The sequence below is a fragment of the Pseudoxanthomonas kalamensis DSM 18571 genome, assembly GCF_010211745.1.
Lineage (GTDB): Bacteria > Pseudomonadota > Gammaproteobacteria > Xanthomonadales > Xanthomonadaceae > Pseudoxanthomonas_A > Pseudoxanthomonas_A kalamensis.
Genome location: NZ_PDWQ01000003.1, coordinates 298,163 through 320,829 on the forward strand (window position 1 = coordinate 298,163; position 22,667 = coordinate 320,829).

General features: G+C 66.9%; 14 protein-coding genes. 10 read left to right on the forward strand and 4 right to left on the reverse strand.

Annotated features, from left to right (window positions below):
- Nucleotides 1-13 precede the first annotated feature (13 nt).
- The 5 genes from CSC70_RS07775 to CSC70_RS07795 are packed head-to-tail and all read left to right on the forward strand — an operon-like array spanning nucleotide 14 to nucleotide 7,772.
- On the forward strand, nucleotides 14-1,513 hold the full coding sequence (locus CSC70_RS07775) for a glucoamylase family protein (RefSeq protein ID WP_343038776.1): 1,500 nt from the start codon (nucleotides 14-16) through the stop codon (nucleotides 1,511-1,513).
- Between the two features lie 46 nt (nucleotides 1,514-1,559).
- Complete coding sequence (locus tag CSC70_RS07780) at nucleotides 1,560-2,876, forward strand: sugar ABC transporter substrate-binding protein (protein WP_162456260.1); 1,317 nt, start codon at nucleotides 1,560-1,562, stop codon at nucleotides 2,874-2,876.
- Nucleotides 2,873-3,754 (forward strand): carbohydrate ABC transporter permease, encoded by an 882-nt coding sequence (locus CSC70_RS07785; RefSeq protein ID WP_162456095.1) that lies wholly within the window; start codon nucleotides 2,873-2,875, stop codon nucleotides 3,752-3,754. The genes CSC70_RS07780 and CSC70_RS07785 overlap by 4 nt, the downstream gene beginning before the upstream one ends.
- Nucleotides 3,751-4,593 (forward strand): carbohydrate ABC transporter permease, encoded by an 843-nt coding sequence (locus CSC70_RS07790; protein ID WP_162456096.1) that lies wholly within the window; start codon nucleotides 3,751-3,753, stop codon nucleotides 4,591-4,593. Before CSC70_RS07785 ends, CSC70_RS07790 begins: the two co-directional genes overlap by 4 nt.
- Entirely contained in the window at nucleotides 4,590-7,772 is a 3,183-nt protein-coding gene (locus tag CSC70_RS07795) for a discoidin domain-containing protein (RefSeq protein WP_425501535.1), read from the forward strand. Before CSC70_RS07790 ends, CSC70_RS07795 begins: the two co-directional genes overlap by 4 nt.
- A gap of 22 nt (nucleotides 7,773-7,794) precedes the next feature.
- Here CSC70_RS07795 and eda read toward each other — a convergent pair whose 3' ends face one another.
- The 4 genes from eda to CSC70_RS07815 all read right to left on the reverse strand — a co-directional run bounded on the left by eda (nucleotide 7,795) and on the right by CSC70_RS07815 (nucleotide 13,009).
- Complete coding sequence (gene eda, locus CSC70_RS07800; protein WP_162456098.1) at nucleotides 7,795-8,454, reverse strand: bifunctional 4-hydroxy-2-oxoglutarate aldolase/2-dehydro-3-deoxy-phosphogluconate aldolase; 660 nt, start codon at nucleotides 8,452-8,454, stop codon at nucleotides 7,795-7,797.
- 72 nt (nucleotides 8,455-8,526) lie between these two features.
- Nucleotides 8,527-10,443: a phosphogluconate dehydratase gene (gene edd, locus CSC70_RS07805; RefSeq protein WP_162456099.1), complete on the reverse strand. Its 1,917-nt coding sequence runs from the start codon at nucleotides 10,441-10,443 to the stop codon at nucleotides 8,527-8,529.
- Nucleotides 10,444-10,617: 174 nt separating this feature from the next.
- Nucleotides 10,618-11,607, reverse strand: a complete 990-nt coding sequence (gene glk / locus CSC70_RS07810) for a glucokinase (protein WP_162456100.1) — start codon at nucleotides 11,605-11,607, stop codon at nucleotides 10,618-10,620.
- Between the two features lie 40 nt (nucleotides 11,608-11,647).
- On the reverse strand, nucleotides 11,648-13,009 hold the full coding sequence (locus tag CSC70_RS07815) for a GH1 family beta-glucosidase (protein ID WP_162456101.1): 1,362 nt from the start codon (nucleotides 13,007-13,009) through the stop codon (nucleotides 11,648-11,650).
- A gap of 193 nt (nucleotides 13,010-13,202) precedes the next feature.
- Here CSC70_RS07815 and CSC70_RS07820 point away from each other — a divergent pair, with 193 nt between their 5' ends.
- The 5 genes from CSC70_RS07820 to CSC70_RS07840 all read left to right on the forward strand — a co-directional run bounded on the left by CSC70_RS07820 (nucleotide 13,203) and on the right by CSC70_RS07840 (nucleotide 22,615).
- Nucleotides 13,203-14,294, forward strand: coding sequence for an ABC transporter ATP-binding protein (locus CSC70_RS07820; RefSeq protein ID WP_162456102.1), 1,092 nt, complete (start codon nucleotides 13,203-13,205; stop codon nucleotides 14,292-14,294).
- A gap of 89 nt (nucleotides 14,295-14,383) precedes the next feature.
- Complete coding sequence (locus tag CSC70_RS07825) at nucleotides 14,384-17,335, forward strand: DUF748 domain-containing protein (protein WP_162456103.1); 2,952 nt, start codon at nucleotides 14,384-14,386, stop codon at nucleotides 17,333-17,335.
- Between the two features lie 154 nt (nucleotides 17,336-17,489).
- The gene (smc, locus tag CSC70_RS07830; RefSeq protein ID WP_162456104.1) at nucleotides 17,490-20,993 is read left to right on the forward strand and encodes a chromosome segregation protein SMC; all 3,504 of its coding nucleotides are present in this window, start codon (nucleotides 17,490-17,492) and stop codon (nucleotides 20,991-20,993) included.
- Between the two features lie 55 nt (nucleotides 20,994-21,048).
- Nucleotides 21,049-21,780, forward strand: coding sequence for a cell division protein ZipA (zipA, locus tag CSC70_RS07835; RefSeq protein ID WP_162456105.1), 732 nt, complete (start codon nucleotides 21,049-21,051; stop codon nucleotides 21,778-21,780).
- Nucleotides 21,781-21,826: 46 nt separating this feature from the next.
- Nucleotides 21,827-22,615: a hypothetical protein gene (locus CSC70_RS07840; RefSeq protein WP_162456106.1), complete on the forward strand. Its 789-nt coding sequence runs from the start codon at nucleotides 21,827-21,829 to the stop codon at nucleotides 22,613-22,615.
- Nucleotides 22,616-22,667 lie beyond the last annotated feature (52 nt).

The following is a 22,667-nucleotide window of genomic DNA, read 5'->3' on the forward strand; positions in this document are numbered from 1 at the left end:
GTTTGGAAGGGTAATGGTTTCCAGAATTCTATCGAAGTTGCGTCCCGTAATGGTGTTGGGTCTGCCGCTGTTCCTGCTTGCTTGCGCCGGGTCGCCGGAACCGAAGCGCGGTTCTGCAGGAACATTCGCGCCGCTGGCAGCGTCTCCCGAAAGTCCGCCGGCATTGCCGCCGTTGTTCGATGACATCGAACGTCGCGCGTTCCGGTATTTCTGGGACACGACCAATCCCGACAACGGGCTGGCGCCCGACCGCCACCCTTCGCGTCCGTTTTCCAGCATCGCGGCGGTCGGGTTTGCGTTGACCGCCTATCCGATCGGGATCGAGAACGGCTGGGTCGATCGCGATCAGGCCATCGAACGCACGCTGAAGACGCTGGAATTCTTCCGCGATGCGCCGCAAGGGCCGCAGCCGCAGGGGACCAGCGGCTACAAGGGGTTCTATTACCACTTCCTCGACATGCAGACGGGTCACCGCATCAACAGCAACGTGGAGCTGTCCTCCATCGACACCTCGCTGCTGATGATGGGTGTACTGTTTGCGCAGAGCTATTACGACGGCGACGACCCGCGCGAGGCGCAGATCCGCGAAATTGCGGAGCAGTTGTATGCCGGCATCGACTGGAACTGGATGCAGCGCAACGCGCCGCTGGTGTCGATGGGCTGGCATCCGGAGAAGGGCTTCATCGATAACGACTGGAAGGGCTTCGACGAGGCCATGTTCCTGTACGTGCTGGCGTTGGGCTCGCCGAGCCATCCGGTCGAGCCCGAGGCATGGCAGGCCTGGGCGCGAACCTACGATCGCGTCTGGGGGGAATTCCAGAGACAGGAATACCTGAGCTTCGCCCCGCAGTTCGGTCACCAATACAGCCAGAGCTGGATCGACTTCCGCGGTATCCGCGACGCGTTCATGCGCGACAAGGAGATGGACTATTTCGAGAACAGCCGTCGCGCGACCCTGGCGCAGCAGGCTTATGCGGTCGCCAACCCGATGGGCTGGCGGGATTACGGCGAGAACGTCTGGGGGCTGACAGCCTGCGATGGCCCGGGCACCGGCAAGCACGAGTACCAGGGCGAAATCCGCGATTTTCGCGGCTACAGCGCGCGCGGGCCCGGTCTGTCGGTGGCATTCGATGATGGCACCCTGGCGCCGACCGCGGCGGTGGCTTCGTTGCCGTTCGCGCCCGAACTGGTGATTCCGGCGACCGAGGAGATGCAGCGGCGCTACGGCGAACACATCTATGCCGAGTACGGCTTCCTTGATTCGTTCAATCCCAGCTTCCGCTATGACGTGCCGGTGAGCGACGGCCAGGTGATTCCGGGATTCGGCTGGGTGGCCGGCGATTACATCGGCATCGACCAGGGGCCGATCCTGCTGATGATCGCCAATTACCGCAACGGCTTCGTCTGGGACGTGATGAAGCGCAATCCGCACATCCGCACCGGGCTTGAACGTGCCGGATTCACCGGTGGCTGGCTCGAAAACGACACCGTCGACAGCGGGCCGAACGGCTGACGGAGCGCAGATGGCCTCTGTTTCCGGCAGCAAGCGGGTTCCGGTGATGATCGCCGGCGCATGGCGCAAGACGCAGGCGGGGCTGGGCCTGTTGTTGCTGATGGCGATATTGTCGGGCTGCGGCGAACGGAACGAATCGCGCGAGAAGCTGGTGTTCTGGGCCATGGGGCGCGAGGCCGAGGTGGTCTCCGGCCTGATCGAGGATTTCGAGCGCGAAAACCCTCAGATCGAAGTCGATGTGCAGCAGATTCCGTGGACGGCGGCGCACGAGAAGTTGCTGACCGCGTTCGCGGCCGACAGCCAGCCCGACCTGTGCCAGCTGGGCAATACCTGGATTCCCGAATTCGCTGCGCTGGAAACGCTGGAACCGCTGCAGGCTTACGTCGATGCTTCCGGTGCGGTCGAGCAGGGTGATTATTTCCCCGGCATCTGGGACACCAACATCGTCGATGATGTGCTGTATGGCGTACCGTGGTATGTCGATACCCGCCTGCTGTTCTACCGCAAGGACATCCTGCGCGAGGCCGGCGTCGAACGGCCGCCGCAGGACTGGGCGGAGTGGGAGCGGGCGATGGCGGCGATCAAGCGCCAGGTCGGTCCGGACCGTTACGCGATCCTGATGCCGATCAACGAATTCGAGCAGCAGCTGTCGCTGGCGCTGCAGACCGGCGACCCATTGTTGCGCGAGCATGACACGCGGGGAAATTTTGCCAGTCCCGGTTTCCGCAAGGCGCTGGCGTTCTACGCCAACATGTTCGAACAGGGCTGGGCGCCGGAAGTGTCGGAGACGCAGATTTCCAACGTCTGGGATGAATTCTTCAACGGCTACTACGCGTTCTATCTTTCCGGTCCCTGGAACATCCGCGAGTTCCGCAAGCGCGCGCCGCCGGCGCTGGCCTCGGAGTGGGGCACGATGCCGCTGCCGGGCCCGGACGGTCCCGGCGCAGGCATCGCCGGCGGCACCAGTTTGGTGGTGTTCCGCGCATCCCGGCACAAGCAGGCGGCGTGGAAACTGATCGAGTTCCTGTCGCGCCCGCAGGTGCAGCAGCGATTCCATGCGCTGATCGGCGACCTGCCGCCTCGACGCAGCACCTGGGCGTTCCCGCAGCTGGCCGAGGACGAGTACGCGCATGCTTTCCGCGACCAGCTGGAGCGGGTGCGGCCGACGCCCAAGGTGCTGGAGTGGGAGCGGATCGTGCAGGAGATGCGGCTGGAGACCGAGCGCGTGGTCCGCGGCGGCGAGTCGCAGGACGATGCGGTCAAGGCGCTCGATGCACGCGTCGACGGCATTCTGGAGAAGCGTCGCTGGATATACCGCAACGAGCATCCCGCAGAAGCAGGCGCGACCGGGGAGGCACGATGAAGCGCTCATCGCTCGCCGGCTGGGTCTTCGCCGGTCCCGCGCTGGTGGTGATCGGGGTGTTCTTTGCCTTGCCCGTGCTGGCGGCGTTGCTGCTGAGCCTGACCGACTTCGACCTGTACGCGCTGGCCGACCCGCAGCATCTGCGCTTCACCGCGCTGGGCAACTACATCGAATTGCTGCGCACGCCGATGTTCTGGAAGTCGCTGGGAAATACCAGCTACTTCGTCGTGGTCGGGGTGCCGTTGTCGATCACGGTGTCGCTGGGGGCGGCATTGCTGCTCAATGCGCCGGTGGCGCGCTTCAAGGGACTGTTCCGGACCGCGCTGTTCGCGCCGGTGGTGACTACGCTGGTCGCGGTGGCGGTGATCTGGCGCTACCTGTTCCATACCCGTTACGGGCTGGTCAACTGGGGCCTGGGCCATCTCGGCATCGACCCAGTGGACTGGCTGGGCGATCCGCACTGGGCGATGCCGACGATCATGCTGTTCGCGGTGTGGAAGAACTTCGGCTACAACATGGTGATCTTCCTGGCGGGTTTGCAGGCGATCCCGAACGACCTGTACGAAGCCGCGCGGATCGATGGCGCCGGCCGCTGGAAGCAGTTCCTGCACATCACCCTGCCGATGCTGGGCCCGGTGCTGCTGGTGGTCGGGGTGATCACCGTGTCCGGCTATTTCCAGTTGTTCGCCGAACCCTACGTGATGACCCGCGGCGATCCGCTGCAGAGCACGGTCAGCGTCCTCTACTTCATGTTCGAGGAAGGCTTCAAGTGGTGGAACCTGGGGCGCGCCTCGGCGGTGGCGTTCCTGCTGTTCCTGATCATCTTGGCGGTGACGACGGTGATGCTGCGCCTGGGGCGCAGGAAGGGGATGGTATGAGCGCGGGACGCGAGGTCGGCGGCAGTCGCTGGCATGCAGTGTGGGTCAATGGCGCACTGGTGGCGCTGGCCATCGTCAGCTTGGCACCGTTGCTGTGGATGGTGTCGGTGTCGTTCATGCCGACCGGCGAGGCCAGCCGCTTCCCGCCGCCGCTGCTGCCTTCGTCCACCACGCTGGACAACTATCGCGAACTGTTCATGCGCACCGGGATGGCGCGGAACTTCGCCAATAGCCTGCTGGTGTCCGGGGCGATCACGCTGGGCTCTCTGGCCATCAATGCGATGGCCGGCTATGCCTTTGCCAAACTGCGTTTCACCGGACGCGAGCGGGTGTTCCAGGTATTGCTGGCGGCGCTGGTGATCCCGGCCCAGGTGGCGATGCTGCCGCTGTTTCTGATGATGAAGCAGATGGGGCTGGTCAACAGCTACTGGGGCGTGATCGTGCCGGCGCTGGCGACCGTGTTCGGAATCTTCCTGGTTCGCCAGTACGCGCGCAGCATTCCCGACGATCTGCTGGAAGCCGCGCGGATCGATGGTGCGGGCGAAATGCGCATCTTCTTCCGGATCGTGCTGCCGATGCTCAAGCCGGTGCTGGTCACCCTGGCCATCTTCACCTTCATGGGCGCGTGGAACGATTTCATGTGGCCGCTGATCGTGCTGACCGACCAGGCGCACTACACCTTGCCGGTGGCGCTGGCGACCTTGTCGCGCGAGCACATCATGGACGTGGAAATGATGATGGCCGGTGCGGTGGTGACCGTGTTGCCGGTGCTGCTGCTGTTCCTGGCCTTGCAGCGGTACTACATCCAGGGCCTGCTGCTGGGAAGCGTGAAAGGATGAGAGAAATGAAGGGAAGGGCGTGCGTCTGCGCGTGGGTGCTGCTGATGATCGGCGCGGCACAGGCGCAGGAAAGTCGCGCGCTGGATGGGTTCGACGATCCCGGCGCATGGCGGATCATGGCTTCCAACCAGGTCAGCGGCAGCCTCCGCACGGTCGATGGTGTCCGCGGTCCGGGCCTGTGTCTGGACTACGATTTCAACGGCGTCTCCGGCTATGTCGGCCTGCAGCGCGACGTGTCGATCGACTATCCGGACAACTACCGCTTCGACTTCATGCTACGTGGCGATTCGCCGCGCAACGACCTGCAATTCAAGCTGATCGACGCCAGCGGCGACAACGTCTGGTGGGTCAATCGTCCGGGCTACGAATTTCCGCGCGATTGGACACCGGTCCGCTACAAGCGCCGGCACGTGAGCAAGGCCTGGGGGCCGGACGCCGACCCGGTGCTGCGCCACAGCGCCAGGCTGGAATTCACCCTCAACAACAACGTCGGCGGCAAGGGCGAAGTCTGCTTCGACGAACTGAGCTTTACCCTGTTGCCGCTGGAGCCGCAGACGGCGTATGCGCCGGTGGCAAGCGTCGTCGATACTGACAAAGGTGGCGCGACGGTCGCCGGATACGACGCCGGCAACGCTGTTGACGATTCGCGTACTACGGCCCTGGTCTGGAACACGGCGCAGGCGTCGCGGCATCCGTTGCAGCTCGACCTCGGCCAGACACGCGAGTTCGGTGGCCTGACCCTGGCGTGGACGGAAGACTTCGCTTCCGGGTACGAGATCGCCGTGTCCGACGATGCGAAGACGTGGCGGACGGCGAAGACGGTGACCCATGGCAACGGCGGCAACGACTGGATCGCGATGCAGGAATCGGAAGCGCGCTACATCCGCCTGCGTCCGTTGAGCGCCAGTGGCAAGCGGATCGGGCTGGAAGACGTGCGCGTGCAGCCGCTCGGCTTCGCCGCGACGCCGAACGATTTCCTGAAGTCGGTGGCTGCCGGTTCGCCGCGAGGCGCCTATCCGCGAGGCTTCGTCGGCGAACAGCCGTACTGGACCATCGTCGGCCTGGACGGCGGCCACGAGCAGGGATTGATCGGCGAGGACGGTGCCATCGAGATCGGCAAGGGCCAGCCCAGCGTGGCGCCGCTGGTGCAGGTCGATGGTGGCGCGTTGCTGACCTGGGCCGACGTGCAGGTGTCGCAGAGCCTGCAGGACGGCTATTTGCCGATCCCCAGCGTGGCCTGGAAGCATGCCGCCTTCGATCTTGGCATCACCGCATTCGTGCAGGGCCAGGCGCGGGACTCGCAACTGGTCGCGCGCTATCGCTTGACCAACACCGACGACAAGCCGCACGAGTATGTGCTGGTGCTGGCGCTGCAACCCTGGCAGGTCAATCCGCCCAGCCAGTTCCTCAACACGACCGGCGGCTTTTCGCCGATCGACCGGCTGACGGTCACGCAGGCGTCGATGGACATCGGTGGCGGTCGGCGCCTGTTCGCCGCGCAACCGGCCGATGCCGTATTGGCTACGGAATTCGAAGCGGGGCTGCCGGCCGAGCGCCTGGCTTCGGGTTATCTGCAGGCGCCGGCGACATGGGTGCGGCAAGCCACGGCCACTTCCAGCGACGGATTGGCTGCCGGCGCCTGGTTGTATCCGATCCGCCTGGAGCCCGGCGAGAGCGAGGAACTGGCCTGGGTCGCGCCCTTGCAGGGTGAGTTTGCATCCGCCGAAGGTTTCGACGTGCAGGCCGCGCAACAAAGCGTCGCCGCGATCTGGCGCGACAAGCTGGACCAGGTGCAATTCCAGGTGCCGGACGAAGGTCGGGCGCTGGTCGATATCCTGCGCACGGCAACGTCGCACATGCTGATCTCGCGGATCGGGCCGCGGCTGCAGCCGGGTACGCGCTCGTATGCGCGCAGCTGGATCCGCGACGGGGCGATGATTTCCGAAGGGCTGTTGCGGATGGGGCGGCCCGAGGTGGTGAAGGAGTACCTCGAGTTCTACGCGCCGTACCAGTTCGACAACGGCAAGGTGCCGTGCTGCGTGGACGACCGCGGCAGCGATCCGGTGCCGGAGAACGACAGCCACGGCGAGCTGATCTACAACGTCGCCGAATACTGGCGCTACAGCGGGGACCGCGAGTTCCTGCGGCGGATGTGGACGCACGTGCGCGGCGCCTTCGATTACATGGAAGTGCTGCGCGCCAGCGAGCGCACCGAGGCCGTCCGCAAGGAGAATCCGGCCTTCTTCGGCATGATGCCGGCCTCGATCAGCCACGAGGGCTATTCGGCCAAGCCGATGCATTCGTACTGGGACGACTTCTGGGCGCTGCGCGGCTACAAGGACGCGGTCGAGATCGCCCAGGCGCTGGGCGAGACGCAGCAGGCCGCGCGCATGGCGACCGCGCGCGACCAGTTCGCCGACGACCTGCAGGCGTCGCTGCGGGCGGCGATGGAGCTGCACGGCATCGATTACCTGCCGGGCGCCGCCGAGCTGGGCGACTTCGACCCGACCTCGACGACGATCGCGCTGGCGCCGGGCGGCGAGCAGGCGCGGTTGCCGGCAGCGGCGTTGAACGGAACCTTCGAGCGTTACTGGCGCGAGTTCGTCGAGCGCCGCGACGGGCTGCGTGAATGGAAGGACTACACGCCCTACGAGTGGCGCAACGTGGCCGCTTTCGTGCGCCTGGGCTGGCGCGAGCGGGCTTGGGAAGCGATCCGGTTCTTCTTCGACGATCGCACGCCGCAGGCGTGGAACCAGTGGGGCGAAGTGGTGTCGCGCACGCCGCGCGAACCGTTCTTCCTCGGCGACCTGCCGCATGCCTGGGTGGGGTCGGACTTCCTGCGCTCGGCGCTGGACATGTTCGCCTACGGACGCGAGTCGGACGACAGCCTCGTGCTGGCGGCGGGGATTCCGGCGCGCTGGCTGGACGGCGATGGCGTGGCGATCACGGGATTGCGCACGCCTTCGGGGACGCTCGGTTATTCCTTGCGGCGCGAAGGCGGGGAATTGCGGCTGCAGATCGATCCGGGCAGCGGGGCGCCTGCTGGCGGGCTGGTGCTGCCGTGGCCGTATGCCGGGCAGCCGGGGGCGGCGAGCATCGATGGCCAGCCGGCGAAGTTCCGCAACGGCGAGCTGGTGATCCCGGCCGGCGCCCGCAGCATCGTCGTCGACGTGCGCTGAACGACGCAGACCGCGTCCGGCTTCAGGCGATACGGGCTTCGCGGATGATCGCGGCGGCGCGCGCGGCGCTGTCGCGGACCTTGTCGAATTCGCCGGCGGCGATCCAGCCCGGATTGACCATCCACGAGCCGCCGATGCACAGCACGTTGGACTGCGACAGGAATTCGCCGGCATTGGATTCGGAGATGCCGCCGGTCGGGCACAGCTTCAGCCCGGCCAGCGGCCCGGCCAGACCCTTCAGCATCGTCAGCCCGCCGACCGCGCTGGCCGGGAACAGCTTGCAGCAGCGGAAGCCGTGCGCCATCAGTTGCAGGAATTCGGTCGGCGTGGCGCCGCCGGGCACGGCCGGGATCGGGGCGGCGGCCAGCGCGGTGGCCAGCGCCGGCGGCGTGCCCGGCGTGACCAGAAAATCCGCACCGGCGTCGATCGACTGGCGAATCTGGGTTTCGTTCAGCACGGTACCGGCGCCGATCACGATGTCCGGCAGGTCGCGTTTCAACGCGGCCAGCGCATCCAGTGCCGCCGGGGTGCGCAGGGTCAGTTCCAGCGCGGTCAGGCCGCCTTCGAGCAGGGCACTGGCGATGCGCCGCCCCTGATCCACGTTGTCGACGGTGATCACCGGCAGGATGCCAGCCTGCGTCAGCAGTTGTTCGGCCCGGTTCTGGAGCGCTTCGATCGTCATTTGTGTGTTCCGTGCAGTCTCGATGGCAGGGCAGGAAGGAGACGTGTCTCCGACTCGCCCGGGTTCCGAAATTCAGGCGTCCTTGGCCTCGTGTGGCGCCGCGGCGGCCGCGGCATCGCAGCCGAGGTCGTATTCGGCGTCGTAGTCCCATTGCGAGCCGTCGTGCGACGGCGGCCCGCAGGAAATCGACAGTGCGCCCTGGTCGGCCGGACCGACCAGCGCGCGGTTGCAGGCGAACAGGTTGCGGCCGATGTCCCAGGCGTGTTGCGCGGTGTTGGGCGCAATCTCGCGCGCGTCCCATTCGGTGGCATCGACCTGCACCTCCAGCGTTCCGGCCTCACCGTCCAGGCGGATGATGTCGCCTTCGCGCAGCTTGCCGATCGGGCCGCCGCGCGCGGCTTCCGGGGTCATGTGGATGGCGGCGGGAATCTTGCCCGAGGCGCCCGACAGGCGGCCGTCGGTGACCAGCGCCACGCGCCGGCCCTGATTCTGCAACATGCCCAGCAGCGGCGCCAGCGAATGCAGTTCCGGCATGCCGTTGGCGCGCGGCCCCTGGTAGCGGACCACGGCGACGAAGTCCTGCGGCAGCGCGCCGGCGGCGTGCAGCTTGTTGAGGCTGCGCGGGTCGTCGACGACCACCGCCGGCGCCTCGATGCTGCGGAATTCCGGCTTCACCGCCGACAGCTTGATCAGCGAACGGCCGAGATTGCCGCGCAGCAGGCGCAGGCCGCCCTGGGCCTCGAACGGCGACGCGACCGGACGCGCGACCGCGTCGTCGGCGCTGTGCGCCGGGCCGTCCTGCCAGACCAGTCGGCCATCGCGCAGGCCGGGTTCGCGGGTGTAGGCGCGCATGCCGTCGGCCGCCACGGTGGCGATGTCGCCATGCATCAGTCCGGCGTCCAGCAGTTCGCGGAACACGAAGGCGGTACCGCCGGCAGCGTGGAAACGGTTCACGTCGGCCTCGCCGTTGGGATAGACGCGTGCCAGCAGCGGCACCACCTGCGACAGTGCGTCCATGTCGTCCCAGCTGAGAACGATGCCGGCCGCGCGGGCGACCGCGATCCAGTGGATGGTGTGGTTGGTCGAGCCGCCGGTGGCCATCAGCGCGACTACCGCGTTGACGATGGCACGCTCGTCGATCAGCAGGCCGAACGGGCGGTAGTCCTGGCCCAGCGCAGTGATCGCCAGCGCGCGTTCGGCTGCGGCGCGGGTCAGCGCATCGCGTAGCGGAGTGCCGGGATTGACGAAGGAGGCGCCGGGCAGTTGCACGCCCATGGCTTCCAGCAGCACCTGGTTGGAGTTGGCGGTGCCGTAGAAGGTGCAGGTGCCGGGCGCATGGTAGGAATCGGCTTCGGCCTGCAGCAGTTCCTCGCGGGTGGCCTCGCCGGCGGCGTAGCGTTCGCGCACCTCGGCCTTCTGCTTGTTGGGGATGCCCGGGGTCATCGGCCCGGCCGGCAGGAACAGCGCCGGCAGGTGGCCGAACGCCAGCGCGCCGATCAGCAGGCCGGGGACGATCTTGTCGCACACGCCGAGGTAGACGGCGCTGTCGAACATGTCGTGCGACAGCGCGATGGCGGTGGATTGCGCGATCACGTCGCGCGAGAACAGCGACAGTTCCATGCCGGCGCGGCCCTGGGTCACGCCGTCGCACATGGCCGGCACGCCGCCGGCGACCTGGGCGGTGGCGCCCAGCGCGCGGGCGGTATCGCGGATCAGGTCGGGGTAGTGTTCGAACGGCTGGTGCGCCGACAGCATGTCGTTGTAGGCGGTGACGATGCCGAGGTTCGGGGTGGCGTCGCCGCGCAGGCGGCCCTTGTCGGTGGGGCCGCAGGCGGCGAAACCGTGGGCCAGGTTGCCGCAGCTCAGGCGGCTGCGGCTGGGGCCGGCCGCGCGCATCGCCTCAATGCCGGCCAGATAGGCCGCACGCGAGGCGCGGCTGCGCTGGCGGATGCGTTCGGTGACTTGGTGCAGGACAGGGTGCAGGGACATGGCGATGGGCGGCTGCTGTGAGTGCCGGTTCCCGCGTCAACCACACGTTAAGACCAGATAAATACCAATTTACTGACCGTGCTGCGGGACTTTGGCTGACGTGCCAATTCTACAGGGTTTCCAAGTAAATTTCCGGTGCGCCGCAGCATTACCACCGGAATACCAGTTTGGCGATCACCGGGACCGGTAGAACGCCATCGCATACGCGGCGGCGCCCAGCAGGCCGGCGCGTGGATGCAGGTTGGCCAGGGTCGGGATTCGCGCCATCGTCGGCGAGAAGCGTCCCTTGTGCTCGAAGCGCTGGCGGAAACCGGAGTGCTGCAGATTGTCCAGCAGCTTGGGCACCAGCCCGCCGGTCAGGAACACCCCGTCCCAGGCGCCCAGGGTCAGCACCAGGTCGCCGGCGATGGCGCCGAACACTGCGCAGAACACGTCCAGCGTGCGCATGCAGCGCGGATCGCCGGCGGCGGCGCGCGCGGTGACGTCGGGTGGCTGCATCGGACCGGGATCTTCGCCGGCGATCAGGCTCAGCGCGCGGTGCAGGTTGACCAGGCCGGGACCGCAGATCAGGCGCTCGTTGGAGACGCGGCCGAACTGGTCGGACAGGATTTCCAGGATGCGGACTTCTTCAGGCGTGCCGGGCGGGAAGCTGACGTGGCCGCCTTCGCTCTGCAGCGGGTAGGGATGGCCGTCGCGGATCATCAGTCCGCCCACGCCCAGTCCGGTGCCGGGGCCGATCACCGCATAGGTGCGGTCTTCGGACAGCGACGCCGGCGTCCACGGCGTGCCGCCGATCTGCACCACGTCGGACGGCCTGAGCAGGGATACCGCCATCGCCTGCGCGGCGAAATCGTTGACCAGTTTCAGTTGCTCGAAGCCGAGCGCGTCGCGGGTGCGTGGAAGCGAGATCACCCACGGGTGGTTGGTGATCCTGGCTTCGTCGCCGTCGACCCGGCCGGCGACCGCGAACACGCCATTGCGTGCGCTGCCGCCGGTCTGTTCCAGATAGTGGCGCGCGGCATCGGCCAGCGACGGAAAATCGGCGACCGCGAACACCTGCACGCTGTCGTCGATCAGCGGCGCCTCGGTGTCGATGTCGGCCAGTGCGAAGCGTGCGTTGGTGCCGCCGATGTCGGCCAGCAGAACCCGATCCGCGGCGCTCATGCAGGGCACCGTTTACTCGAAGGCTTCCGCAACTTCCACCTCACTCGTCGTCATGGGCAAGATCGGCGCCATGGCTGGCGACAATCCGCGAATAGTACCTTGCGCTGTCTTTCGGTGTACGGGTCTGGGTGTCGTAATCGACGTGGACGATGCCGAAGCGTTTGGAGTAGCCCAGCGACCATTCCAGGTTGTCCAGCAGCGACCACACGTAGTAGCCGCCGATGTTGCAGCCGGCCTCAATGGCCTCGTGCACGGCGCGCAGGTGCTGGCGCAAGTAGCTGATGCGCAAGGGGTCGCGGATGCGGCCGTTCTCGGCTTGCGGCGGATCGTAGAACGCCGATCCGTTCTCGGTGATGAAGACCTGCGGATTGCCGTAGCGATCCTTCAGCCACATCAGGGTGTCGACCAGTCCCTGCGGGAATACCTCCCAGCCGGTTTCGGTATACGTATGCATCGGCTGCCGCACTGCCGACACTTTCTGCGGCCAGTTGCTCTCGTCGTGGCGGCTGACGTTGCGGGTGTAGTAGTTCAGGCCGACGAAGTCGATCGGCTGGCGGATCAGTTCCATGTCTTCCTGCGGCCAGTCCTGCCAGGCGTCGCCGAAGACCTCGCGCAGTTCTTCCGGATAGCGGCCGAAGAAGGCCGGGTCGAGGTATTGCCGGTTCATGTAGGCATCGGCGCGGCGGGTCGCGGCCAGGTCCTCGGCGCTGTCGCTGGCCGGGTACTTGGGCTCGATGTTCACCACCAGCCCGACCTCGTGCTTGCCGACTTCGCGGTAGACCTTGACCGCCGCACCGTGCGCGCGCATCAGGTTGTGGCTGGCGATCGGGGTTTCGTACTGGCTGCGGTGGCCGGGCGCCAGCACGCCGTGCAGGTAGCCGCCGTCGGTGACCACCCACGGTTCGTTGAGCGTGGCCCAGCGACGCACGCGGCCGTCGAGGCGTTCGAACATCGTCCGCGCGTATTCGGCGAACCAGTCGGCGCTGTCGCGGTTGAGCCAGCCGCCGCGGTCGTCGAGCGCGGCCGGCAGGTCCCAGTGGTACAGCGTGGCCATCGGCTGGATATCGTTCTCCAGCAGGGTATCGACCAGGCGCTCGTAGAAATCCAGGCCTTTCGGATTGACCCGGCCGACACCGTCCGGCAGCACGCGCGCCCAGGCGATGCTGAAGCGGTAGCTCTGCAGGCCCAGCTGCTTCATCAGCGCGATGTCGTCGCGCCAGCGGTGATAGTGGTCGCAGGCGACGTCGCCGTTGTCGTTGTTCAGCATGCGTCCCGGCGTGTGCGCGAAACGCTGCCAGATGCTGGGGCCGGCGCCGTCGGCCAGTGGCGAGCCTTCGATCTGGTAGGCGGCGGTGGCGCTGCCCCACAGGAAGCCTGGGGGAAAGAGATAAGACTTCGACATGGCCCCTCCGCAGTGCCTTTGGCGGTCGAACTTGCTTCATGTAAACGATTACATGGCAGAATAGCCTGATCGCGTCCGGCTGTCACCGGGCACGATGCGTCCGTTTCGCGCCGGCGACCGCCGCGGGAAGCGGACCCTGCCGTCGGGAGGGCCGCTGGCAGCCGGTTCGGGTCATGCCAAGAAGGGAGTGAGGATGGCGAACGTCCGCCTGGAACAGGTACGCAAGGTCTACGACAACGGCCAGGTGGCCGTGCACGGGGCCAGTTTCGAAGTCGCCGACGGCGAGCTGATGGTGCTGGTGGGGCCGTCGGGCTGCGGCAAGTCGACCCTGCTGCGGATGATCGCCGGGCTGGAGGAGATTTCCTCGGGCACGCTGAGCATCGGCGGGCGGGTGGTCAACGACGTCGCCCCCAAGGATCGCGACATCGCGATGGTGTTCCAGAGCTACGCGTTGTACCCGCACATGACGGTGGCCGAGAACCTGGCCTTCGGCTTGAAGCTGCGCAAGCACGACCGCGCCACCATCCAGGCGCGGATCGACGCCGCGGCGGCGACCCTGGGCTTGCAGGACATGCTGCAGAAACTGCCGCGCGAAATGTCGGGCGGCCAGCGCCAGCGTGTGGCACTGGGGCGGGCGCTGGTGCGCGAGCCGGAGGTGTTCCTGCTCGACGAGCCGCTGTCCAACCTGGACGCCAAGCTGCGCCACTCGGTGCGCACCGAGATCGCAAGGCTGCACCGCCAGCTCGGCGCCACCATGATCTACGTGACCCACGACCAGATCGAGGCGATGACTCTGGGGCAGCGGATCGTGGTGCTGAAGGACGGGCGGGTGCAGCAGGTCGACACGCCGATGGCGCTGTACCGCAAGCCGGCCAACCTGTTCGTGGCCGGTTTCCTCGGCAGTCCGGCGATGAACCAGTTGCGCGGTGTGCTGCACGCCGACGGCCGCCTGCAATTGGCCGACGGCCAGCAGGTGCGCCTGCATGAGTCGTTGCCGCCGGCGCTGCTGCAGAGGCAGGGCCGGGACGTGGTGCTGGGCGTGCGTCCGGAAGACCTGCAGCCGGCCGCGGCGGCGGACAGCGAGGCGTTGCGCGCGGTGGTCGAAGGCGTGGAACCGGTCGGCAACGAGACCTTCCTGCACCTGCGCCTGGGCGGGATCGAACTGGTTTCCCGCATCGCACCACACGATCCGCCGACGCTCGGCGCCAGCCTGTCGATGACGCTGGACCCCCGGCATCTGCACTGGTTCGACCCGGACGACGGCGCGCGCATCGAGACCGAATAGCGCCAATCGGCCGCATTGCGGCTGGAGCAATGCCGGCAACTGCTGCATCATGTGAACCCGGTTCACATTCGGCGGCGCGCATGGCTGGCATGTCGTTTCTGAAACGCTACAAGTGGCCCGTGCTCGGCGTGGCCGCGCTGCTGGTCGCCGTCGCCCTGTACGCCGTGGCCGGTTTCTGGCTGGTGCCGAAGATCGGCCGCTCGCAGGCGACCGCGTACGTCGAACAGACCCTGCACAAGCGCCTGGACCTGGGCGAGATCCGCTTCAACCCCTTCACCTTCGAACTGGACGTGTCCGACATCGCCATCCGCGATCCGGACGCGCGGGCGTCGGCCAGGCCACTGCTCGGGGTCGGCCGGCTGTATGTCGATTTCCAGGGCAGTTCGCTGCTCAAGCGCGGCTACGACTTCCGCGAAGTCACCCTGGAGCGGCCGTATGCGCGGGCGATCATCCGCAGCGACGGCTCGTTGAACCTGACCGATCTGATTCCGCCCTCGGAGGAGCCGCAGGCGCCGCTGCCGGAAGTGCGGGTCGGGCAGCTCAACGTGCGCGACGGACGGGTCGATTTCGCCGACTGGAGCCGCCGGCTGAAGCCGGAAAAGACCCTGGCGCCGATCAATTTCGGGCTGGCCGACCTCAGTACGGTGGCCGAGAGCGGCGGCTTCCAGCTGGCCGCGGCCAGCGAGCAGGGCGAGCGCTTCGAATGGAGCGGCACCGTGAACCTGCAGCCGGTGGCCTCGCGCGGGCAGTTCAAGGTGCAGGGATTGCGCGCCGACAGCGTGCAGGCCTTCCTCGGCGAGGAGCTGCCGGCGACGCTGACCGCTGGAAGTTTCGATTTCGCCGGAAATTATGACTTCGGCGCCGGTGGCGATGGTCCGCTGCGGTTGGACGCCAGCTTGCCGCAGGCGGTGGCCAGCGGCCTGTCATTGCGCGCGCATGGCGCAGATGAAGACTGGGTCGTGTTGCCGAAGGCGACCCTGGAGAACACCCGGCTGTCGCTGGCCGGACAGAGCATCGAGGCCGATGCGCTGCGTCTGGACGGCGTGCAGGCCAAGGTCTGGATGGACGCGGACGGCAACATCAACCTGTTGCAGATGTTCGCGCCGGAAACAGCTCCGGTTGCCCCCGCCGCTACGCAGGCGTCCGTCGCCGAGGCGGGAACCGATACCGCTGCGGCGCCGGCGACTGCCGATCCTGCCGCCACGGACTGGAGCTTCGTCCTGCACCACCTGGGCCTGCAGCAGGCCCAGGTCGATCTGGAAGACCGCACGGTGCGCCCGAGCGGCAAGTTCGCGCTGTCGCCGATGGACCTGCAGCTGGACGAGGTCAGCCTGGACCTGACCCGGCCGGTGCCGATGAAGCTGTCCGCCACCGTCAACGGCAAGGCGCAACTGGCGCTGGACGGCACGATCGTCCCCGAGACCGTCGCCGCCGACCTGCAATTGGACGTGTCGGGATTGTCGCTGGGCGACGTGACCGGATACCTGCCGGCGTTGCCCGGCCTGACCCTGAAATCCGGCACCGTGGCGGCGAAGGGGCGGGTGCAGATGCGGCCGGAGGCCGAACCCGGGCCGGCGCTGAGCTTCGACGGCGACGGCAGCGTCAGCGGCTTCGACCTGGTCGAAACCGAGGGCATGCGCGAATTCGTGTCCTGGGACCGGGTCGATGCGCAGGGCATTGCCTACAGCGAGGCGCCGGACGCGGTATCGATCCGCGAAGTGCGCCTGCATCGCCCGTTCGCGCGGGTCATCGTTACCGAAGACCAGCACATCAACCTGGTCGACATCTTCTCCGCGCAGGAAGCCGGCGTGGCGCCGGCCTCGACCTCTGACGAGATGCCGATCAAGGTCGGCAAGCTGCGGCTGGACAACGCCACGATGAGTTTTGCCGATTTTTCCATGGACCCCAGCTTCCAGGCCCGGATCGATGCCCTCAACGGCAGCATCTCCGGCCTGTCCACCGCCACCAATTCGGTTGCCGACATCGACCTCAACGGCCACGTCGTCAACCAGTATTCGCCGGTGACCATCCAGGGCGGCACCAACCTGTTCGCCTTCGACAAGCACACCGACATCAAGATGGCGTTCAGCAACATCGACCTGCCGATCTTCAATCCGTACTCGGGCCGCTTTGCCGGCTATGCCATCGCCAAGGGCAAGCTGAGCACCGAGCTGCATTACCAGATCAGCGACCGCAAGCTGGACGCCAGCCACCACGTGGTGCTGGATCAGCTGGAATGGGGCGAGGCGACCGACAGCAAGGACAAGGTCAGCCTGCCGATCCGGCTGGCGACGTCGCTGCTGAAGAACCGCGAAGGCGTGATCGACCTGGATCTGCCGGTGACCGGTTCGCTGGACGATCCCAAGTTCCGGGTCTGGCCGGTGGTCTGGCAGATCCTCAAGAACCTGCTGACCAAGATCGTCACCGCGCCGTTCGCCTTCCTCGGCTCGCTGTTCGAGGGCGCCGAGGACGCGCAGTTCGTCGATTTCACTGCCGGCTCGGCCGAACTGGGAGAAGCCGGGCGCAGCCAGCTGGCGGCCTTGGCCAAGGGGCTGGTCGACCGGCCGGCGCTGAAGCTGGAGATTCCGGCCGGCGTGCTGGCCGAGGTCGATGCCGCCGCGATCGCGCAGCAGCGCTTGCAGCAGGCGCTGGCGGGCGAGGGCGGGGCCGATCCGTTGCAGGGCCTGCCGGCGGACGAGCAGGTGGACCGGCTGGCCAAGCTGTACAGGCAGGAGTTCGAGCACAAGCCGGACTACCCGGAAACCGAACAGGCGCAGGACCCGGCCCAGGAAGAACTGAGCCGCAAGGAGCGTCACGCCCTGCGCGACCAGGCGCGCGCCGAGTGGCTGCAGCAGCAGTTGCTGGACCATTACCGGCCGCCGGCCGAGGAAGTGCAGCAGCTGGCGCGCGCGCGCGCGGACGCCATCCAGGACGCGCTGCTGGCCGGTGGCGAGCTGGATCCGGCGCGGGTCTTCGTCACCCTCAACAAGACGCCGGTCGAGCACGAGGGCAAGGTGCGGATCGAGCTGGGGCTGGAGTAGTTCCACGCTCACGGCGGAATCCGCGGCGGCCGGTATACTCGTCCGTTGGCATGTCGGGTCCGGCATGCGAACTTCCAGCTGGATCAATGACCTGGCGGGAGAACTTCAACCTATATCACACGAAAGGCGGCGCGACCGCCGGCACGAATCACGCATGCGTCTGACCACCATCAAGCTGTCCGGCTTCAAATCCTTCGTCGATCCGACCACCCTGCACCTGCCGACCAACATGACCGGCGTGGTCGGGCCCAACGGTTGCGGCAAGTCCAACATCATCGACGCCGTGCGCTGGGTGATGGGCGAAAGCTCGGCCAGCCGCCTGCGCGGCGATTCGCTGACCGACGTGATCTTCTCCGGCAGCTCGGCGCGCAAGCCGGTGGCGCAGGCGACGGTCGAGCTGATTTTCGACAACAGCGACCATGCCGTCAGCGGCGAGTTCGCCGCGTTCAACGAGATTTCGGTCAAGCGCACCGTCAGCCGCGACGGCCAGAGCACCTATTACCTCAACGGCACCAAGTGCCGCCGCCGCGACATCACCGACCTGTTCCTCGGCACCGGCCTCGGCCCGCGCAGCTACTCGATCATCGAGCAGGGCATGATCAGCCAGATTGTCGAGGCGCGGCCGGAAGACCTGCGCGTGTACCTGGAAGAAGCCGCCGGCATCTCCAAGTACAAGGAGCGCCGCCGCGAGACCGAGAACCGCATCCGCCACACCCGCGAGAACCTCGACCGCCTCAACGACCTGCGCGAGGAAATCGGCAAGCAGCTGGAACACCTGAAGCGGCAGGCGCGCCAGGCCGAGCAGTACCAGGCCCTGCAGGAAGAACGCAGGGTCAAGGACGCCGAGTGGAAGGCGCTGGAATATCGCGGCCTGGACGGCCAGCTGCAATCGCTGCGCGAAGGGCTGGCGCAGGAAGAGACCCGCCTGCAGCAGATCATCGCCGAACAGCGCGAAGCCGAACGCCAGCTGGAAACCTCCCGCGCCGGCCGCGAATCGGCCAGCCAGACGCTGAACCAGGCGCAGGCGGCGGTGTACGAGATCGGCGGCACCCTGGCGCGGCTTGAGCAGCAGATCCAGCACCAGCAGGAAATGGCCGAGCGCCTGCAGAAGGCGCGCGACGAGGCGAACAGTGCGCTGGCCGAACTCGGTCAGCACATCGAAGGCGACGAAGCTCGCCTGCAGGTGCTGCGCGAAGCGGTCGCCGGTGCCGAACCGCAACTGCAACAGCTGCAAGCGGACGACCTGGCGCGGCAGGAAGCGCTGCGCGAAGCCGAGACGAAACTGGCCGACTGGCAGCAGCGCTGGGAAGCGCACGGGCGCGACGCATCCGAGGCCGCCCGCGCCGCCGATGTCGAGCGTACCCGCGTCGATTACCTGGACAAGCAGGCCTTCGAGGCCGAGCGCCGCCGCGAGGCGCTGGCCGGCGAACGCGCCGGGCTGGATCTGGCCGCGCTGGCCGCGACCTTCGAAGCCGCCACCCGCGAGCACGAGACGCAGAAGGCGTCACTGGACGGGCTGGGCCAGGAGCTGGAAACCCGCAAGCAGGCGGTGACCGAGCTGCAGGACCAGCAGCGCGGCAGCCAGAATGAATTGTCCGAGCTGCGCAAGCGCGCGCAGGAAGCCCGCGGCCGGCTGTCCTCGCTGGAGACCCTGCAGCATGCCGCGCTGGGCCAGGAGCAGGGCGCGGCGGTGGAATGGTTGCAGCGTCGCGGCCTGGACAGCGCCACCCGCGTCGGCGAGCGCCTGCAGGTCGAGCCGGGCTGGGAAAACGCGGTCGAAGGCGCGCTAGGCCAGCTGATCGAAGGCGTGCTGGTCGAGGCGCCGGAGAGTCTGGTCGATGCGCTGGGCGAACTCGGCGAGGGCCGGCTGACCCTGGTGTCGGCCGACGACGGCGACGCTGATTTCGCGCCGACTTCGCTGGCGGCCAAGGTGCGCGGCCCGCTGGCGATCCGTCGCCTGCTGGCGCGCCTGCACGTGGCCGAGGACCTGGCCGGCGCACGCCGCCTGCTGACTGGACTCGGCGAAGGCGATTCGGTCATCACCCGCAACGGCGAGCGCCTCGGCGAGGGCTGGGTGCGCGTGCTGCGTTCCGGTGCGGCCAAGCAGGGCGCGCTGTTGCGCGAGCGCGAGATCCAGTCCTTGCGGGAAGAAATCGCCGAACTGCAGCAGCGCGAACAGGCGCTGGAAGAGGACATCGCCGCCCGTCGCGACCGCATGCTGGTCGCCGAGCAGCAGCGCGAGGACGCGCAGCGCAGCCTGTACATGGCCCATCGCAGCGTGTCGGAACTAGCCGGTCAGTTACAGAGCCAACAGGGACGCGTGGAGTCGATGCGCGGCCGGATCGAGAAAATCGACAGCGAGACCTCGCAACTGATCGAAACCCTGGATGCCAGCCGCAGCCAGGCCAGCGAAGCGCGTGCGCGGCTGGAAACGGCGGTCGAGCGCATGGCCGAACTGGAATCGAGCCGGCAGGCGCTGGACGCCGAGCGCCGGCAGCTGGCCGAAACCCGCGACGCCGCCCGCGACGCGGCCCGCGCGTCGCGCGACGCCGCGCACGCGGTGGCGCTGGGACTGGAATCGCAGCGCGCGCAGATCGTGGCGCTGGAACAGGCGCTGGCGCGGATGGGCAACCAGCGCGGCCAGCTCGACACCCGGCTCGGCGAACTGGCCAGCCAGCTCGACGCCGGCGACTCGCCGGTGCAGACGCTGGAGGTCGAACGCCAGACCGCGCTCGAGCAGCGCGTGCTCGCCGACCAGAAGCTGTCCGAAGCGCGCGCCGCGCTGGACGGCATCGACAACGACCTGCGCCAGTTCGAGCAGACCCGCCAGCAGCGCGACGAACAATCACTGGCCCAGCGCGAAGCCATCTCCCAGCGCCGGTTGGACCAGCAGGCGCTGGTGCTGAAGGCCGAGCAGCTGACCGAGGCGGTGGTCAAGGCCGGCTTCGTGCTGGACGAGGTGGTCGCCACCCTGCCGGAGGTGGCGCAGCTGCAGGACTGGGAACAGGCGGTGACCGCCATCGACGGCCGCATGCGCCGGCTGGAACCGGTCAACCTGGCCGCCATCCACGAGTACGGCGAAGCCAGCCAGCGTTCGGAGTATCTGGATGCGCAGAACACCGACCTGACCACCGCGCTGGAAACGCTGGAAGACGCCATCCGCAAGATCGACCGCGAGACCCGCGGCCGCTTCAAGGACACCTTTGACCGGGTCAATTCCGGCATCCAGCAGCTGTATCCGCGCCTGTTCGGCGGCGGCCACGCCTATCTGGAACTGACCGGCGAGGACCTGCTGGACACCGGCGTGGCGATCATGGCACGCCCGCCCGGCAAGCGCGTGTCCAACATTTCGCTGCTGTCCGGCGGCGAGAAGGCGATGACCGCGGTGGCGCTGGTGTTCGCCATCTTCCAGCTCAACCCGGCCCCGTTCTGCCTGCTGGACGAAGTCGATGCGCCGCTGGACGAGGCCAACGTCGGTCGTCTGGCCAGCCTGGTGCGGGAAATGAGCGAAAAGGTGCAATTCCTGATCGTCACCCACAACAAGGCAACCATGGAAGTCGCGCACCAGCTCAGCGGCGTGACCATGCGCGAGCCGGGCGTCAGCCGTCTGGTCAGCGTGGACCTGGAGGAAGCCGCGCGCTTGGCGGGCGCGGCCTGAGGTGACATCCTTGCGGTTGCCCCCCATTCCCGACCCCCGGCGGAGAATTGGCTGAATGTCCGACATGACCTTGCTCAGAATCGGAATCCTCGCCGCAGGCCTGGTCCTGCTGGCGGCGATCTTCTATTTCGGCCGCCCGAAGAAACCCAGCCAGGGCCGGCGGCTGGAACGCGAACCGGCGCCGGCGCCGACCTCGCGGATCGAACCCGGACCGGGCGCAGGCGAAGACGCCGAAGACCCGGGCGACTACAGCGGCGAGGCGGTCAGCCAGCCCGAACTGGTGCTGCCGGGCGGGGTGGCGTCGGACAGCGACCTGGGCAAGCGCCCCAGCCAGGATTTCGACAAGATCGTTTCGCTGTACGTGGCCGCGCGCGCCGGGCAGACCCTGCGTGGCGAGGACATCGTGGTGGCGGCGGAAAAAACCGGCTTGGTGCTCGGTCACATGAACGTGTTCCACCGGCTGGTGGAAAACCACCCGGAGCGCGGCCCGGTGTTCAGCATGGCCAACATCATGCAGCCGGGCAGTTTCGACATGACCACCATCCGCGAACTGGAAACCCCGGCCATTGCCTTCTTCCTGACCCTGCCGGCGCCGGTCAGCGCGCTGGACGCCTGGGAAATGCTGCTGCCCAACGTCAACCGCATGGCCGAACTGCTCAACGGCGTGGTCCTGGACGACAGCCGCAACGCCCTCGGCCGCCAGCGCATCCAGCACCTGCGCGAAGAACTGCGCGCCTACGATCGCCAGCACGAAGCGCCGCCGTTGACGAAGACGCCGAAGTGGTGAGGTGAGTTATCTGGGTGGTTGGCGGATAAACACTAGTTAGGTTCGCTTGGAGATATCTTCGCAAACGCAGCTTAGGAAGCATGGGCAGCCGTCATTCTGCTACCTCTGCGGCGAAGCGCTCGCAGGACTCAAGCCAGTAGATCGCGATCACTGCCCGCCAAAGGGCCTTTTCGCGCCAAGCGATCGGATCAACTTTCCGGTAATTCTTCCGACGCACAAGACCTGCAACAATCAATGGCATGGCGTCGACGATCTACTCGGGATACTGACCGACGCACTGCACAGTCGCAAAAAGAGCCAAGACGAGGGTGTCACAAAGCGACTAGAGGCATACTGGCTGCCATTCAACGGCAATCAGGCTGCTGCTGTTACCAACGTTCCTCTCGCCGCAATTGGCCTTCGCGTCGTCCGTGGCATGCATTCACTTCTCTACAAGTCGTACCTGCCGATTGAAACACCAAACAGCATTCACGTGCCCATTCCGGCCGCAGATAGAACGACCGGTGAGCCGGAGCGGCCACTCGATCAGGCGTATGCCTTTTCGGAAGCCGTAAGCAAGGCCCTGCTGACGGGCAGCGCTGACCGCATTACTGCGTACAACGGGCATTTCCGGTACGCCTGCGTCTGGGAACACTTTGACAATGGCGTTCCCTTTTGCATCTTTGCCTTCGACATCTATGCATTTCATTACCTCAGCCCGGCAGTTACCAACTTCCCAAAGTGCTTTGTGGGTATGTACAGGCCAGCGCAAATCCCTACTACTGCGTCATGGGCATCCAAGGTAGAGTTCAAGCTTTCTAGAGGGGAACTGCTAGATCCTTGGCAGCGAACCTAACAATTCGTTCAAGCCGATGCCGCTTCGCGGCGCGGTTTGATTTAGGGTAAGG

Excerpts from the sequence above, each read along its gene's own strand:
- glk (WP_162456100.1), bottom strand. The coding sequence starts at position 11,607 with ATGAGCGCCGCGGATCGGGTTCTGCTGGCCGACATCGGCGGCACCAAC.
- CSC70_RS07825 (WP_162456103.1), top strand. The coding sequence starts at position 14,384 with ATGTCGTTTCTGAAACGCTACAAGTGGCCCGTGCTCGGCGTGGCCGCG.
- edd (WP_162456099.1), bottom strand. The coding sequence starts at position 10,443 with ATGTCCCTGCACCCTGTCCTGCACCAAGTCACCGAACGCATCCGCCAG.
- CSC70_RS07775 (WP_343038776.1), top strand. The coding sequence starts at position 14 with ATGGTTTCCAGAATTCTATCGAAGTTGCGTCCCGTAATGGTGTTGGGT.
- CSC70_RS07790 (WP_162456096.1), top strand. The coding sequence starts at position 3,751 with ATGAGCGCGGGACGCGAGGTCGGCGGCAGTCGCTGGCATGCAGTGTGG.
- CSC70_RS07785 (WP_162456095.1), top strand. The coding sequence starts at position 2,873 with ATGAAGCGCTCATCGCTCGCCGGCTGGGTCTTCGCCGGTCCCGCGCTG.
- CSC70_RS07820 (WP_162456102.1), top strand. The coding sequence starts at position 13,203 with ATGGCGAACGTCCGCCTGGAACAGGTACGCAAGGTCTACGACAACGGC.
- CSC70_RS07780 (WP_162456260.1), top strand. The coding sequence starts at position 1,560 with ATGATCGCCGGCGCATGGCGCAAGACGCAGGCGGGGCTGGGCCTGTTG.
- zipA (WP_162456105.1), top strand. The coding sequence starts at position 21,049 with ATGTCCGACATGACCTTGCTCAGAATCGGAATCCTCGCCGCAGGCCTG.
- eda (WP_162456098.1), bottom strand. The coding sequence starts at position 8,454 with ATGACGATCGAAGCGCTCCAGAACCGGGCCGAACAACTGCTGACGCAG.
- CSC70_RS07815 (WP_162456101.1), bottom strand. The coding sequence starts at position 13,009 with ATGTCGAAGTCTTATCTCTTTCCCCCAGGCTTCCTGTGGGGCAGCGCC.
- smc (WP_162456104.1), top strand. The coding sequence starts at position 17,490 with ATGCGTCTGACCACCATCAAGCTGTCCGGCTTCAAATCCTTCGTCGAT.
- CSC70_RS07795 (WP_425501535.1), top strand. The coding sequence starts at position 4,590 with ATGAGAGAAATGAAGGGAAGGGCGTGCGTCTGCGCGTGGGTGCTGCTG.